Source organism: Sagittula sp. MA-2, from assembly GCF_030126985.1.
Classification (GTDB): Bacteria; Pseudomonadota; Alphaproteobacteria; order Rhodobacterales; family Rhodobacteraceae; genus Sagittula.
Window position 1 is genome coordinate 252,136 of the sequence record NZ_CP126148.1, and the last position, 14,723, is coordinate 266,858.

Sequence of the window (14,723 nt, forward strand, 5' to 3'; positions counted from 1 at the left end):
CCTGAAAGGGACATGATGGCACAGAAGACGCTTTTGCTTACCGGGGCCAGCCGGGGTATTGGCCACGCCACCGTCAAGCTGTTCCAGGCTGCCGGCTGGCGGGTCCTGACAGTCTCCCGCACTGCCTTCGATGCGCGCTGCCCATGGCACGCGGGCACGTCCGATCACTTCCAGGGGGACCTGGCCGATCCCGCCGCCCGTGCCGACCTCGTGGCGCGGCTGCGAGAGACCCTGGTCGAGACCGGGCTCAACGCCATCGTGAACAATGCCGGGATCTCGCCCAAGGGGCCGGAGGGGCAGCGTCTGGGTGTGGCCGCCAGCAGCGACGAGATCTGGCACCACGTCATGAACGTGAACCTGATCGGACCGGCGGCGCTGATGCGCGACCTGTTGCCGGAGCTGGAGCGTGCGCAGGGTGCGGTGGTCAACGTCGGCTCCATCGTCGGCACGCGCGTGCACCCTTATGCGGGCACCGCCTACGCCTGTTCGAAGGCCGCCCTTGCGACGCTGACCCGGGAAGCGGCGGCAGAGCTGGGGCCGCGCGGCGTCCGGGTGAACATGGTCACACCGGGCGAGATCGAGACGGAAATCCTGTCGCCCGGAACCGAGGACATGGCCCGCCTGATTCCGATGCGGCGGCTCGGCCAGCCCGACGAGGTCGCCCGCGTGGTGCTGTTCCTCTGCTCGGGGGAGGCGTCCTATGTCAACGGAAGCTCCATCGACGTGAACGGGGGGCAGCATGTCTGATGCCGCCCCTCGGCAAAGGCATCGGTCAGTAGCCGCGCGCCGCGTCGGCCACGTCGTTGCAGGTGCCGGTCTTCGCAAACTCCAGCAGGTTGGCGGCAATGAGGCGCCCGCCGGTGCCCGCGTCAATCTGGGAGGCGACGTGGGGCGTGACGGTGATCTTGCGGTGGTTCCAGAAGGGATGGTCCGCGGGCAGCGGTTCCTGGTGGAAGACGTCGAGCGTCGCCTGTTTAACTTGCCCGCCGTCCAGCGCCGCAAGCAGGTCCTCGTCGACCAGATGCGGGCCGCGGGCACAGTTGATGACGCAGGCCTCTTTCGGCAGCTTGGCAAAGAGGCTGGCAGAGAGGATGCCGCGCGTCTCGTCAGTCAGCGGCAGGAGGTTCACGAGGATCTCGCACCCGTCGAGGAAGGCGTCGAGCCCCTCGGACCCGGCAAAGCAGGTCACGCCGTCGATCTCCTTCTGCGACTTCGACCAGCCGCGGGTGTCAAAGCCCAGCCCGGCCAGCGTCTGCGCCGCCGCGGCGCCGAGGTTGCCCAGACCCATCACACCCACCGTCCGGTTCGGCGCCACCGGCACGACGATGGCATGCCAGTCGGCCTCTGCCTGGGCCTGCAACTGGCGCGGCATGTCGCGGTGGTGGCGCAGGACGTGCAGGGCGACGTATTCACGCATCCGCTGTGTCAGGTCCGTGCCCACGGTGCGGATGATCGGCACACCGGCTGGCAGCTCTTTGTCGGCGAGCACGTGGTCGATCCCCGCGCCGATCGAGACGATAGCCCTGAGGTTCGGGAACTGCGCCAGATCGCCGGTGCGCGGGCGCCAGACCACGGCGAAATCGACACCGGCGGGATCGCCCGGATCGTCCATCGAGGCGACCTCCCAACCCGGCAGGAGGCTTTGCAACATCTCGACCCACCACTGGGTCTTGTCCTCGACGGGCAGGTAGACGACGGCTTTCATGGGACTGTCCTTCTTCGATCGCATCATGGGGTAGGGGGATGAATTTCAAGCAGCTGGAAGCCTTCTATTGGCTCAGCCAGATCCAGAACTATCGCCAGACCGCGCAGAGGCTGGGCCTGACGCAACCGGCGGTCTCGGCGCGGATCCAGTCGCTGGAAAACGACCTGGGCAAGACCCTGATCGACCGGACCGCGCCCAGCTTCCGGCTGACCGATCAGGGGATCGAGGTGGCCGATTTCGCGCTGCAGTTCCTGAACCTGCGCGAGACCATGAACACGCGGCTGCTCGACAAGCACAAGCAGCGGCTGGCCATCGGGCTGGCCGGCATGGCGGCGCTGACCTGGGGTCCGGTGCTGTTGCAGCGGGTGCGCGACGACCATCCGGAACTGACGCTGGACGTCTATTCCAGCTCTGACCTGCAACTGGCGCGTTTCATCGACGCGGGCACGCTGGACCTGGCCTTCACCGCCAGCGGCGACCGCGTGCCCGAGGCGGAATTCACAACCCGGTTCGCGGTCGGATGGGTGGCGCGGCCCGACCTCGTGGAGGGCGTGCCGCAGCCGATGACGCCCGAGGCGCTGCGCAACCTGCCGCTGGTGCTTTATCCCAAGACCTCTCCGATGTGGAACCCGGTGGCCGAGATCATCGAGGAGATGCGCTCGCAACGCGGGGCGCGGCACTACGGCAACTCGCTGGCGACGATGTACGAAATGCTGCGGCTGGGGTACGGCGCCTCGGCGCTGGCCCTCATCGGGGTCGAGGACGAGCTGGCGGATGGCCGGCTGGTGCAGCTGAGCGTGACCGACGAGATCCCGCCGCTCGACCTTGCCTGCACCTATGCCAACCGGGCACGGCGCAAGCAGGTTCGCCTGGTGCTCGACCTTGCGCGCGAATGCGCGGAGGAGTGGTGTCGGAATCATCCGCGCCATGCCACGTTCATCGAGGGGGTCTGAGGCTCACTGCCTCAGTTTCCCCTCGACCATCTTCGTGGCACCGGAGAGCTGACCCAGATGTGTGCCTTCGGTCACCTTTGCCTCGTTGACGCGACCGCGCTCTGTCTTCAGTTCACCTTCTTCCAGCACGGCGTCGAGGTCCTCGGGCGCGATGAACAGCACGCCGCTGTCGTCGGCCAGCACCGCGTAACCGGGCAGAACGGCGGCCCCGCCGATCGAGACCGGGACGTTGAAGCCGCCGCCGGAGTTGTAGAGCCGAGTGGTCACCGGCGAGGGTCCGCGCGACCACATGGCAAAATCCTGTTCCGCGATCTCGGCGGTGTCGGTGTGCGGACCGTCGACGCAACCGCCCTCAAGCCCGATCATCGCTGCCATGCGGGTGACGCCACCACCCCAGCAGGCGTATTTCGTGTCGCCCAGCCGGTCGACCGCGAGGAAGTAGCCCGGTCCGCACTGGCTGAGGCAATGGTGCAGCAGCGTGGAATCGTGACCCGGGATCGCCAGCGTGGCCACCGTCGCCGCCACCACCTTGCCCGGCAGCACCGACTGGATGGCGGGCGCGGCAAAACCGAAGTGGTAGAAATGCCCGATGGTGGCGGTTTCCAGTTTCGCCAGCCGGTCCAGCTTGTCCTGCGGGATCGCGGCGGGCATCGGGTTCATCTTGTAGGTCAGGTTGGTCATGGTCAGTCCTTATTGCTTGCCCAAGACGAGGTCGGGCAGGAAGGTCACGATCTGCGGCACGTAGGTCAGCAGGATCAGCACGGCGAAGAGCGGAAGAAGCATGGGCAGCACCGCCATCGTCACCTTTTCGAAGCGGACGCGGCCGACCTCCGAGACGATGTAGAGGCCGATACCCATGGGCGGGGTGGCGATACCGATCAGCAGACCGAGCTGGATGATTATGCCGAAGTGCACACGGTCGATGCCGTAGGCGTCGATCAGCGGCAGCAGCGTCGGCACGAGGATCAGCTTGGCCGGTACGCCTTCGACGACGCAGCCGACGAGGATGATGAAGACAAGCAGAAGCGCGAGGAACACGTTGCGGTTCTCGGTCAGCGAGAAGGTCCAGTCGGCCAGTTTCTGCGGCGTCTGGTCGATGGCCAGAAGCCAGCCCATCGCGATGGAAAACGCGATGATGATCATGATGACAGAGGTCATCATGGCCGTGTCGGACAGCGCCTGCTTGAACTTGGCCAGCGTCAGCTCGCGATACCAGATGCCCAGGAAGATGCAGTAGACGCAGGCCAGCACACCGGCCTCGGTCGCGGTGACAAACCCGAAGAGGATGCTTCCGAGGATGATCGCCGGGGCCACCAGCGCGGCAAAGCCGTGGCGCGCTGTGCCGACCACCTCCCGCGGCGTGGCGCGTGGCTGGGTCGGGAATTCCTCGAAACCGGCGCGCAGCCGGACATAAAGCATTAGCGCCAGTCCGACGGTGATGCCCGGCACAAGGCCGGCCAAGAACATCCGTTCGATGCTCTGCTGGGCGAGGAAGGCATAGATCACCAGCCCGATGGACGGCGGGATGAGCGGTCCGATGACCGAAGAGGCCACGGTGATCGCGGCGGCGAAATCGGACTTGTAGCCACGTTCGCGCATCGCCTTGATCTCGATGGCGCCAAGGCCCGCGCAATCGGCGACGGCGGCGCCCGAGATACCGGCGAAGATCATAGACGACAGGATGTTGACCTGCGCCAGCCCGGCCTTGAGGTGGCCGACCAGTGCGTTGGCAAAGGCAAAGATGCGTTCGGTCACGCCGGTCGCATTCATCAGGTTCCCGGCCATGATGAAGAAGGGCACGGCGGTCAGCGAGGCCTTGTTCACCCCCTCCAGCATCTGCTGCGGGATGATCTGCATGGCCGAGGAGAAGTCGGATGTCGCGAAGGTCAGCACCGTCGCCGCGCCGATGGCGATCGACACGGGCACCCGCACGAGGATCAGCGCAATGAAGGTTCCGATCAGGATCCAGGCCATGTGTCAGCTCTCCGGGTGGTGGTCGGCGACGTTCTCGGGCATCCCCGAGGCCATCTTGGCAAGGTCGATCAGCGCGGTGATCGCCACCAGCGCAGCCGAGATGAAGAGCGGGATCGACAGGGCCAGCCGCGGCAGCTCGAAACCGGCGGGCAGGATCGCGCCGTCATAAACCCCGCGCGAGGTGGCGATGACCTGCGGCAATTGCCAGAGCAACACGCCCGTGACGGTCAGGGTGGCGGCGTCCGACAACACCCGTGTGACCGCCATGCCGATGGGGCCGAACAGTCCGGCGATGAAGTCGACGCGCACGTCCTTCAGCCGGGCGTACATGGCAAAGAAACCGAAGTAGCTGAGCCAGATGAAGAAGACCATCGTCCACGGCCACATCCAGTAAGCCGCGAGGCTGAGCGGCCGCAGGATGATGGTCGCCACGGTCAGCCCCAGCATGACCAGCAGGCAAGCGTTGGACAGCCACAGGAAGATGCCGCCCAGATCCCAGTTCAGCCGGTCGATCCGGTTGAGGGCCCGCTGCAGCGGGCCCTCGGGCATGTAGTCGTAGGGGGTCACTGGCTGGGTGTCCGGCTGGCCTCGACCGCGTCCATGAAGCCCTCGGGCAGTTCGCCGCTTTCGGCCATGGCGGCGTAGAAGCTCTGCATCTTCTCGACCAGCGGTGCGGTGTCGAGCACGGTGAAGGTGGCGCCGGCCTCTTCCATGCGCTTGATGCTTTCATCGGCGACGCCGAACATCACTTCCTGCGAGTAGTCGCCCGTTTCCTCGTAGGCCTTCATCAGGCCAGCGCGGGTTTCCTCGTCCAGTGCCGCAAGCGCGTCCTCGTTCACCATGAAGCCGATCGACTGCCAGTATTCGTCGTGGCGGGTGATGTAGGGGGCGACCTCGTTGAAGCGCATGGATTCCACCAGCGCGATGGGGGAGTTCACCGCCTCCACGATGCTTTTGGAGATCCCCTGGTAGACCTCGGTCCAGGGCAGGGTGATGACCTCGGCGCCTAGGTGGTCCCATGTCTCGATGGCGACCTTGTTCTCGTGCATCCGGAGCTTGATACCCTCGATGTCTGCAGCGCTTTCGATGGGCACGTTCGAGACCATCACGCGGTAGGGGCCGCGCAGCACGCGCGTCGGGTCGCCCAGAGGCCGCACGCCGGATTGTTCGGCGGCATTGTCGAACCAGGCCGTCACGGTGTCCGACGTCATGAAGCGCTGCCAGTGGTCGAAATCGTCGAAGGCGAATGCGGCGGCGACCCAAGCCAGCGCCGGCTCCCACTTCTTCAGGTAGCCGAAGCCCTCGGCGTAGATCTGGACGATGTTGGCCTGAAGCTGCTCAAGAACGGCGTCTTCCTTGCCGAGCTGCTCGTTCGGGAAGACGTCGATCTTCAGCTCGCCGCCGGTGTATTCCTCGGTCAGTTCGGCGAACTTGGCAAAGACCTGCCCCTCGGGGCTGTCCACCGGCATCTTGGTCGCCATGCGCCAGGTCGTTTCGGCCAGCGCGGGTCCTGCAAGCGCCAGTGCCATCGCTGTCGTCAGGGTCAGTCGCAGTGTCTTGGTCATCTTCGTCTCTCCATGTTGGGGGGCTGACCGACCGGTTTGCCCGGTTCGTGATGGTCCGTGGATGACGTCAGCCCTTTGGGGGTGCGGTTACGGTGTCGACCGGTCCGCGGGTGAAACTCAGCCGTGCAGGCCCGGGGCTACGTGATCGCGCACAAGCGTCGCGCCGATGGCGGCAAGCCGGGCGACCAGCTTTTCGCCGGTTTCGGCCGAGCACAGGGTCGGATCGCAGCCGAAGGCCCCGGTTTCCGTCGCTTCGAGCGCCTCGATCGGCACCTGGATCTTGGCGCCGTCGATCGACACGCTGTTGAAACCGGAAATCGCCATGCCCTTGATCGCCGCGCCTTCGGGCGCCTTGCGGACCAGGTCCGCGCGCAGGATGTCGGGGTAGAAGTGCAGGCCGACCGAGGTCAGCGGGTCGCCGCCGTGGCCGGAGGATTTTGCCGCCTGCTCCTTGCCGATCAGACCCGGCAGCTCGCCGTAGGCCACCTGCCAGAGGTACATCGACGGAACGAACATCCCGGCCTTCTGACGCCAGCGCAGAGTGACCTCGGTGATCGCGGGCACATTCCCGCCGTGGCCGTTGACGATCATCACCTTGCGGATGCCGTGGCGGTTCAGGCAGGCGAACATGTCGTCGAGGATCCCGCACAGCGTGGCGTGGCTGATCGAGATGCCGCCATGGCTGCTGTCGAAATAGTCGCGCCCGCCGAAAGGGATGACCGGGGCGACGAAGGTCGCTACACCATCGGCGCGGGCGGCCTTGGCAATCTCGACCGCCATGAGGTCGGCGGCGAGGTAGTCGCCCATCGGCGCATGGATGCCCTGATCCTCGAGAGACCCCATCGGAAGCAGGACGACAGCCTCGGCGGTCAGGTGCTGACGCGCCTCTTCCGAGGTCAGTTCGGCCATGCGGATCTTTTCGATCATGAATGCGCTCCTGCGTTTTTCGTATCGCTCTTTGGCTTCAGTGAAGCCGGGTGTCGGTCTGCCGTCCAATTCAAAGGGATTGTCCGGCGATAAAGAAAATTTTCGTCTTGGCGTCAGGGTGTTGGCGGCTGTGCGATGGCACCCTGCCGCGCCGTTGCCGTCCGTCCGCCGCCGAAACGATCCAGCCGGAAGGGCGCGGGGTCGACCAGCGTCGTGCGTCCGGTGGCCAGTTCCCCCGCAAGCTGACCGGCGCCCGGGCCAAGGCCGAATCCATGGCCGGAAAAACCGGTCGCGATCACCAGTCCGTGCAGGCCGGGCGCGTGGTCGATCACCGGCACACCGTCGGGCGTGACGTCGATGATGCCGCCCCAGCGTTCCACGACCTGCACCCCGTCCAGCGCCGGAAAGGCTTGCGCGACGTCGCGCAGCGCCTTGGCCAGTATGGCGCCCTGCGGTTCCGGGTCGAGGACGCGGCATGCTTCGAACGGTGTGATTGCGTCGCCCTGCCATGTGCGCGGGGTGCGCAGATCCTCGACGAGGCTGCCGTCCAACGTCAGGGCAATCTCGCGCCGGTTCTTCAGCAGCCCGCGGGCGAAGCGCGGCGTCTGCCGCAGCACGTCCGGCGTCAGCTGCACGGGCGTGCGCCCGCGTCGCGCCACGGTGTAGCCGCCGTCCAGACGCGGACGGATGCCAAAGCGCCCGTTTCCGAGCGCCAGTTCCGGCCCGCCCTTCACCGGGGCCGTCCGAAGCACTGAACTGCGGATACGCACCTGCGGCAGGTCGATTCCGAGGTTGCCGCAGAACAGCCGCGACCACGCCCCGGCGGCCAGGATCACGGCCCGGCACCGGATCACGCCGCGCTCTGTCACCACGGCAGAAACCCGTCCCGCCTCCGTTTCCAGCGTCCGTACGGCGCACCCGGTCAGCAGCACCGCGCCCTTGTCGCGGGCACTCTCCGCGAGCGCAGGGGCCGCCAGCGCCGGTTCGGCACGACCGTCGTCGGCGGTCATCAGACCTTCGGTATCGGACAGCCGCGCCCCGGGGAAGGTTGCCGCCAGCGCTGCCTTGTCCATCCTCGCGACCGCAAGGCCGAAGCGCGCGGCCTCTGCCTCGACACCGGCCAGCCACGCGCGTTCGCGGTCCGTGCGGGCGGCGTAGACGATGCCCCCGCGGCGAAAGCCCGTGTCGCGCGCCGTGCGTTCGTTAAGCCCCTGCCAGAGCTTCAGGCTTTCGATGCCCAGCGGGTATTCGGCAGCGGCACGTCCCATCCGCCGGACCCAACCCCAGTTGCGGCCCGACTGCTCTCCGGCGATGCGGCCCTTTTCGACCAGCGCCACGCGCAGCCCCTGCTCGGCGGCCCAGAACGCGGCAGAGCAGCCGATGATGCCACCGCCGATCACGACGAGGTCGACCGCTTCGGGCGGGCGGGTATCGCCCCGCACTTCGGTCACGACCGGGCGCATTACAGCCCCGGCTCGTAGCGCCAGTTCACCGCCAGTTCGGAGACGCTGGCGCTGTTGGGCAGGGTGACGATCTCGGCCACAAGGCGCCCGAGGTCCTCGGGCTGGGTGATCTCTTCGCGCGGCAGGTCGTGGCGCAGCGTCATGTCGGTGGCGGTGAAGCCGGGGCAGATGGCGCAGGCGCGCACGCCCTTGTCCCACCCGGCGCGGCGGGCTGCATGGGACAGCGCGACGGCGGCGTGCTTGGTCATCTGGTAGCCGGCATTCAGGCCGAGCACACGCTTGCCCGAAAGCGAGGCGAGCACGATCACCCGGCCCCGTCCGGACCTGCAGAGCGCGGGCAGGGCGGCGCGGGTCAGCCGGAAGGGCGCCTTGACGTTGATGTTCAGCAGATGGTCGAGCACCTCTTCCATCTCGTCGTCGGGCTGCGGCGTCTCGGGCATCAGTTCCAGCGGTTCGCCGGTGCCCGCGTTGTTGATCAGCGCGTCGATGCGGCCAAAGCGGTTCTCGACGGCGGTCACGAAGGTGCGCGCGGCCCCTGTGTCCGCCGCATCGTAGGGCACCACCAGCGGGTCGAGCGCGGCAAGCTCCGGCGGCAGGCTGCCCGGACGGCGCAGCCCCAGCGCCACCCGGTAGCCATGCGCGTGCAACGCCTGCGCAATCGCCGCGCCGATTCCGCGATTGCCGCCGGAGATCATGGCCACTGGTGCGCTCATGACAGGACCTCGGGCGCGGCCTTGATGCAGGACGCCGTCCAGTTCGGTCCCATGGCGCGCGCGGCGGGTACCGCTTCGGCACAGGCGTCTTCGGCCAGTGGGCAGCGGGTGCGGAAGGGGCAGCCCGAGGGCGGGTTGGCGGGGCTTGGCAGTTCCCCGGGCAGGATACGGGGCGCGCCACCCTGCGTGCGGGGTTTCATGCTGGGCGTCGCGGTCAGCAGCGCGCGGGTGTAGGGATGTGCCGGGCTGGCAAAGACCTGATCGGCGGGGCCTTCCTCGACGATGCGGCCAAGGTACATGACCACGATCCGCGTGCAGAGATGGCGCACCACGTGCAGGTCGTGGCTGATAAACAGCATCGCCAGGTCCAGTTCGTCGCGCAGGTCCATCAGCAGGTTGACCACCTGCGCCTGGATCGACACGTCGAGCGCGGAGACGGGTTCATCCGCGACGATGAAATCCGGCCGCGTCGACAGCGCACGCGCCACGGCAATCCGCTGGCGCTGGCCGCCGGAAAAGGCATGCGGCCGGCGGGCGGCGGCCTCCCGCGGGAGACCGACGAGATCGAGCAGCCGGTGCAGTTCCGCCTCGACCTCGCCCGCAGGTACGAGGCGGTGGATGCGCAGCCCGTCCGTGATCTGTGTGCCGATGGTGCGGCGCGGATCGAGCGAACCGAAGGGGTCCTGGAACACCATCTGCATGCGCCGCGAGAGCCGCCTCTTCTCTGCCGCCGAGAGGCCGGACAGGTCGCGCCCGTCGAAGGAGACGCTGCCCTCGGTCGGGCGATCCAGTCCCATCATCATGCGGCCCAGCGTGGACTTGCCGCATCCGCTTTCGCCCACAACGCCCACCGTTTCGCCGGGCGCCAGAGTCAAAGACACATCGCGCACCGCCCAGACATCGCGGCTCCGGCCGAGAATACCCTGCCGGCTGGGGAAGTTCCGGGATAGGCCCTTCGCCTCGACCAGAGGGGCGGGTTTGGTTGCCGTGTCGAACATCAGCAGACCTCCTTCTAGCGGATGCAGCGCGTGATGCGGCCGTCGTCGATGCGGCTGACCTCCGGGGCGCGGGCCTTGCACTGCGGGGCGGCATGGTCGCAACGCGGTGCAAAGCGGCAGCCTTCCGGCATGGCGAAAGGCGGCGGAACGCTGCCGGGAATGGCGCGCAGCCGCTCCGCTCCGCCCTCAGGGACAGAGGCGATCAGCGCGGCGGTGTAGGGGTGTTTGGGATCGGCGAAGACTTCGGCCACCGGGCCGGTTTCGACCACTTCGCCCGCGTACATCACGACCACCCGGTCGGCCAGTTCCGAGACCACGGCAAGGTCGTGGGTCACGAAGATCAGGCCCATCTCCGGCGTGTCGGCCTTGAGCGTACGGAACAAGTCGAGGATCTGCGCCTGGATCGTCGGGTCGAGCGCGGTTGTCGGTTCGTCCGCGACCAGAAGGCGCGGGGTGTTTGCCACGGCCAGCGCGATCATGGCGCGCTGCCGCTGGCCGCCGGACAGCTCGTGCGGATAGGCGCGGCGGCGGCGTTCGGGATCGGGAATGCCGACATGGCGCAACAGCTCGACCACGCGGGTCTGAACCTTGGCTTCGTCCGTCATGCCCCCGGCGCGCAGCGCCTCAGCCAGCTGGTCGCCGACCCGGTGCACCGGGTTCAGCGCGGCAGAGGCATCCTGGAAGACCATCGACACCTCCGGTCCGCGCAGATTGCGGAAGCCTTCTTCGTCGAGGTCCGCGAGGTTCACCACCTCTCCATCGCGGGTCCGGTAGAGCATCTCGCCCGCCGTCACGCGCAGCTGGTCGGGCAGCAGGCCCAGCAGCGCCAGACTGGTGAGCGTCTTGCCGGAGCCGCTTTCGCCGACCAGTGCCACGGTCTCGCCCGGCATTACGGTCAGGCCTGCGCGGCGCACGAGGTCGACCTTCGGATTGTGGCCGACCGAAATCGCCAGATCGCGGATCTCGACCAGTGGGCCGCTCTCGGCCTGCGCCACGGGTTCGACGTTGCGTCGACGAGCCCGGCCGCGCATCCACAGCGCGCCACCGCGGGTGACCTCGCGCGGGTCCAGCGCCTCCTGCAGGCGGTCACAAAGCAGATTGAAGGTCAGGATCGTGCCCGCCAATGCAAGCGACGGCCAGACCAGCAGCATCGGGGCCTGTTCCATCGCGCCGCGCGCGGAGCGGATCATCAGACCCCAGGACGGCGTCGGTGGTACGACCCCGAGGCCGAGGAAGCTGAGCCCGCTTTCGATCACCATGGCCGAGGCCACCACCAGCGACATCTGCACCAGGAGCGGCGGCATGACGTTTGGCAGGATGGTCCGGCCGAGGATGGTCAGCGGATAGGCCCCCATCGACCGTTGGGCGGTGACGTAATCCAGCCCACGGACCTGCAGCGTGGCGGCATAGACGACACGGGCATAGTTCGGCGTGTAGAGCAGCGTCAGGGCAAGGATCAGCGGCCATGTCCCGGCGCCGAGAATGGTGACGACCAGCAGCGCGAGGAGGAGCGGCGGCAGGCACAGCAGGATCTCGGCGGCACGGACGGTCAGCACTTCGACGAAACCACGGAAGTAGCCGCCGAGCAGGCCCAGAACCGTGCCGATGATCGCCGCTGCCAGCGCAGAACCCACGGCAATGAAAAGCGAGGCGCGCCCGCCCCAGATCAGCCGCGCCAGCACGTCGCGGCCGAAGTCGTCCTGCCCCAGCCAGTGCGCGGCGGAAGGACCGGCAAAGCGGTTGGGAATGTCCATGGCGCGCACGTCCTGTAGCGGCAGGACCGGCGCCAGAAGCAGCACGGCCACCAGTACGGCGATGATGCCGCCCGGCAGCAGCAGCTTGCGGGTTGCGCGGTTCATGACGTCACCAGCGAGATGCGCGGGTCGAGCATGGCGTTGACCACGTCCACCACGAGATTGAGAAAGACGAAGAGCACCGAGATGGTCATGACGATGCCCACGACCTCCGGGTAGTCGCGCGCGTCTACCGCGGCGACGAGGTAGCCCGACAGCCCGGGCCAGTTGAACACGAATTCCACAAGGACTGTGCCGCCGATCAGCGTGCCCATCTCCAGCCCCAGGACCGTGAGCACCGGGATCAGCGCGTTGCGCACGACGTGGCGGCGCAGGATTGTGTTGCGGGCCAGCCCCTTGGCGCGGGCGGTGCGGACGTGGTCGCGTTCCAGCACCTCAATTACCGAGGCGCGGGTCATGCGGGTGATCACGGCCCAGAGGCTCAGCGCCACGGTGCCGGCGGGGAGGATCAGCAGCTTGAGGTGCTGCACGGGATCTTCCGAGAAGGGCACGAAGCCGCCCGCCGGCAGCCATTTCAGTTCCTGCGCGAAGATCAGGATGACGACCGAACCGACGACGAAAACCGGCGTCGACAGCGCCGCCGAGGACAGGAGAGAGACGAACCCGTCCACCTTGCCGCCGGACCGGATCGCTGCCCAGGTGCCAAGCGGCACCCCGGCAAGGCTGGCCAGGAGGGCGGCGGTCGCGATCACCTCCAGCGTGCGGGGCAGGCGGGTGGCGATCTGCTCCATCACCGGCGCGCCGTCGCGGAACGACGCGCCGAGATCGCCGGACAGGACGCCCCCCAGATGGTCCAGATACTGCTGCCACAGCGGGGCGTTCAGCCCCATCTTCTCGCGCAGGGCGGCCACCGCCTGTGGGTCGGCGGCCATGCTGCCCTGGCTCAGAAGCAATTCCGCCGGATCGCCGGGGATCAGGTGCAGCAAGAGGAAGACCAGCGTCACCACCACCCATACGAGGAAGATTGCGACAAGGCTGCGGTATGCGATGTATCGGACCATTGGGGTACGTTCAGCCCAGCATCGTTTCTTCCAGCGTGATGCCGGAATAGAAGGTCAGCTGTCCCGGCAGGTTGGAGAAGCCGGTGACGTTTTCCGTCATGCCGTAGCCCTGCGCGCGCCATGCGAGACCCACCAGCGGCACGGTGTCGATGGCCACCTGCTCCAGCTCGCGGTAGATCGCCTTGCGCTCGTCGGTGTCGAAGGTCGCGCGGCCCTTGGCGAACAGGTCGGTGATCTCGGGCGTCGGCATGTCGTAGCTGCGCACGAAGGACGGGGGCAGGGAGCCGTCGAGCACGTTGACCAGACCGTCGGGATCGTTGTTGTCGGCGGTGGTGCCCATGACGGCGAGGTCATACTGACCCTCGTTGCCCTTTTTCACCCGGCTGGTCCATTCCGGCAGGTCGAGCTGCACGTTGATGCCGACCATCGACAGGTAGGCCTGGCAGACCTCGGCGGTCGACTGGTGCATGCCGTATTGCGCGGTCGAGAGCATGGTGCAGGTGAAGCCGTCCGGGTAGCCCGCTTCGGCCAGAAGCGCTTTCGCCTTTTCCGGGTCATAGGACCAGGCGTCGGCCAGCTCTGGGTTGAAGAACTCCGACCCTTCGGCGATCGGCAAGTGGTTCAGCGCGCCGCCGCGGTTGTAGAAGGCCGCCGCCACGATGTCTTCGCGCTTGATGGCATGGGCCACGGCCTGCCGCACCTTGGGATTGTCGAAGGGCGCCTTGCCGCCGTTGAAGGTCAGGTACATGAAGGGGCCGTCGGTCACGTCGAGCTTCAGTGCCTCGTTCTCCTCGACCTGCGCCATGGCCTGCCAGGGGACATATTCGGCGAGATCGACATCGCCCGCTTCGAGCGCGGCGACACGCAGGTTCTCGTCGGCGTAGACGATGGCCTCTACCCCGGCGAGCTTGGGCAGACCTTCCTTGTAGTAGCCGTCGAAGGCCTTGAGGCTCAGCGACACGCCGCGTTCGACGCTGTCGAGCGTGAAGGGCCCGGCGCCGATCTCGGTCTCCGGGCTCTCGCCGGCCTTGATGATCGGCATGTGGTAATGGGCGAACCAGCCGGGCAGGACGGCCAGCGGTTCGGAGGTGTGCATCTTCACGGTGCGCGCATCTGGCGTCTCGACCTTGGTGATGAGCGCCATCTGGCCCTGACGGAAGGCGGCGCTGTCGGGCTTTGCAACCTCGGCGACTGTGTAGGCGACGTCCTCGGAGGTCACCGGAGAGCCGTCATGCCACTGCGCCTCGCGCAGGGTGAAGGTCCAGACACCGGCGTCGTCCACCGACCAGTCTTCGGCCAGTTCGCCACGCAGCATCCCGTCGGGGCCGTAGCTGAGCAGCCCGCGGTGCATCATCAGCTTGATGGTGCCCGCTGCCGTTCCGGCGGACGTCCAGGCCGCAAGGCTGGGCGGGAAGGTCGACAGCGCAAAGCGCAGCGTGCCGCCCTCCTGCGCCATCAGCGCCCGGGGGCCGAGAAAGCTGAGTGCACCGGCACCTGCGAGGGTCGTGGCCAGAAAGCCGCGGCGGTTCAGATCGTTGGTCATCTAAGTCTCCTTGTCGGTTGAGGCAGGCTCTTGACGGCCTTTCGGTTTTGTCTTCGGAAAGATGGGT

Annotated in this window: 14 protein-coding genes; 2 read left to right on the forward strand and 12 right to left on the reverse strand. The window is 67.2% G+C overall.

Going from position 1 to position 14,723, the window contains the following annotated elements; genetic code table 11:
* The first annotated feature begins 15 nt into the window (after positions 1 to 15).
* Positions 16 to 747 (forward strand): SDR family NAD(P)-dependent oxidoreductase, encoded by a 732-nt coding sequence (locus QNI11_RS24730; RefSeq protein WP_283983943.1) that lies wholly within the window; start codon positions 16 to 18, stop codon positions 745 to 747.
* 25 nt (positions 748 to 772) lie between these two features.
* Here the strand turns inward: QNI11_RS24730 and QNI11_RS24735 are convergent, their stop codons facing one another.
* Complete coding sequence (locus tag QNI11_RS24735; protein ID WP_100931121.1) at positions 773 to 1,705, reverse strand: glyoxylate/hydroxypyruvate reductase A; 933 nt, start codon at positions 1,703 to 1,705, stop codon at positions 773 to 775.
* 38 nt (positions 1,706 to 1,743) lie between these two features.
* On the opposite strand from QNI11_RS24735, the gene QNI11_RS24740 reads away from it, so the two are divergent.
* Complete coding sequence (locus QNI11_RS24740; RefSeq protein WP_100931122.1) at positions 1,744 to 2,658, forward strand: LysR family transcriptional regulator; 915 nt, start codon at positions 1,744 to 1,746, stop codon at positions 2,656 to 2,658.
* A 3-nt stretch (positions 2,659 to 2,661) separates the two neighbouring features.
* On the opposite strand, the gene QNI11_RS24745 is transcribed toward QNI11_RS24740, so the two are convergent.
* The 11 genes from QNI11_RS24745 to QNI11_RS24795 all read right to left on the reverse strand — a co-directional run bounded on the left by QNI11_RS24745 (position 2,662) and on the right by QNI11_RS24795 (position 14,656).
* The gene (locus tag QNI11_RS24745; protein WP_100931123.1) at positions 2,662 to 3,339 is read right to left on the reverse strand and encodes an RraA family protein; all 678 of its coding nucleotides are present in this window, start codon (positions 3,337 to 3,339) and stop codon (positions 2,662 to 2,664) included.
* A 9-nt stretch (positions 3,340 to 3,348) separates the two neighbouring features.
* Positions 3,349 to 4,632 carry a TRAP transporter large permease gene (locus QNI11_RS24750; RefSeq protein ID WP_100931124.1) on the reverse strand — a complete coding sequence of 428 codons (1,284 nt, stop codon included), beginning with the start codon at positions 4,630 to 4,632 and terminating at the stop codon, positions 3,349 to 3,351.
* Positions 4,633 to 4,635: 3 nt separating this feature from the next.
* Positions 4,636 to 5,199, reverse strand: a complete 564-nt coding sequence (locus QNI11_RS24755; protein ID WP_283983729.1) for a TRAP transporter small permease — start codon at positions 5,197 to 5,199, stop codon at positions 4,636 to 4,638.
* On the reverse strand, positions 5,196 to 6,197 hold the full coding sequence (locus QNI11_RS24760; RefSeq protein ID WP_100931126.1) for a TRAP transporter substrate-binding protein: 1,002 nt from the start codon (positions 6,195 to 6,197) through the stop codon (positions 5,196 to 5,198). Before QNI11_RS24760 ends, QNI11_RS24755 begins: the two co-directional genes overlap by 4 nt.
* Positions 6,198 to 6,314: 117 nt before the next feature.
* The gene (locus QNI11_RS24765; RefSeq protein WP_283983730.1) at positions 6,315 to 7,124 is read right to left on the reverse strand and encodes a creatininase family protein; all 810 of its coding nucleotides are present in this window, start codon (positions 7,122 to 7,124) and stop codon (positions 6,315 to 6,317) included.
* 113 nt (positions 7,125 to 7,237) lie between these two features.
* The gene (locus QNI11_RS24770; RefSeq protein ID WP_283983731.1) at positions 7,238 to 8,587 is read right to left on the reverse strand and encodes an FAD-binding oxidoreductase; all 1,350 of its coding nucleotides are present in this window, start codon (positions 8,585 to 8,587) and stop codon (positions 7,238 to 7,240) included.
* Entirely contained in the window at positions 8,587 to 9,300 is a 714-nt protein-coding gene (locus tag QNI11_RS24775; RefSeq protein ID WP_283983732.1) for an SDR family NAD(P)-dependent oxidoreductase, read from the reverse strand. Before QNI11_RS24775 ends, QNI11_RS24770 begins: the two co-directional genes overlap by 1 nt.
* Positions 9,297 to 10,298, reverse strand: a complete 1,002-nt coding sequence (locus QNI11_RS24780; RefSeq protein ID WP_283983733.1) for an ABC transporter ATP-binding protein — start codon at positions 10,296 to 10,298, stop codon at positions 9,297 to 9,299. The genes QNI11_RS24775 and QNI11_RS24780 overlap by 4 nt, the downstream gene beginning before the upstream one ends.
* Positions 10,299 to 10,312: 14 nt before the next feature.
* Complete coding sequence (locus QNI11_RS24785; RefSeq protein WP_283983734.1) at positions 10,313 to 12,157, reverse strand: dipeptide/oligopeptide/nickel ABC transporter permease/ATP-binding protein; 1,845 nt, start codon at positions 12,155 to 12,157, stop codon at positions 10,313 to 10,315.
* Entirely contained in the window at positions 12,154 to 13,113 is a 960-nt protein-coding gene (locus QNI11_RS24790; protein WP_100931132.1) for an ABC transporter permease, read from the reverse strand. Before QNI11_RS24790 ends, QNI11_RS24785 begins: the two co-directional genes overlap by 4 nt.
* 10 nt (positions 13,114 to 13,123) lie before the next feature.
* Positions 13,124 to 14,656 carry an ABC transporter substrate-binding protein gene (locus QNI11_RS24795; protein WP_283983735.1) on the reverse strand — a complete coding sequence of 511 codons (1,533 nt, stop codon included), beginning with the start codon at positions 14,654 to 14,656 and terminating at the stop codon, positions 13,124 to 13,126.
* Positions 14,657 to 14,723: the final 67 nt, after the last annotated feature.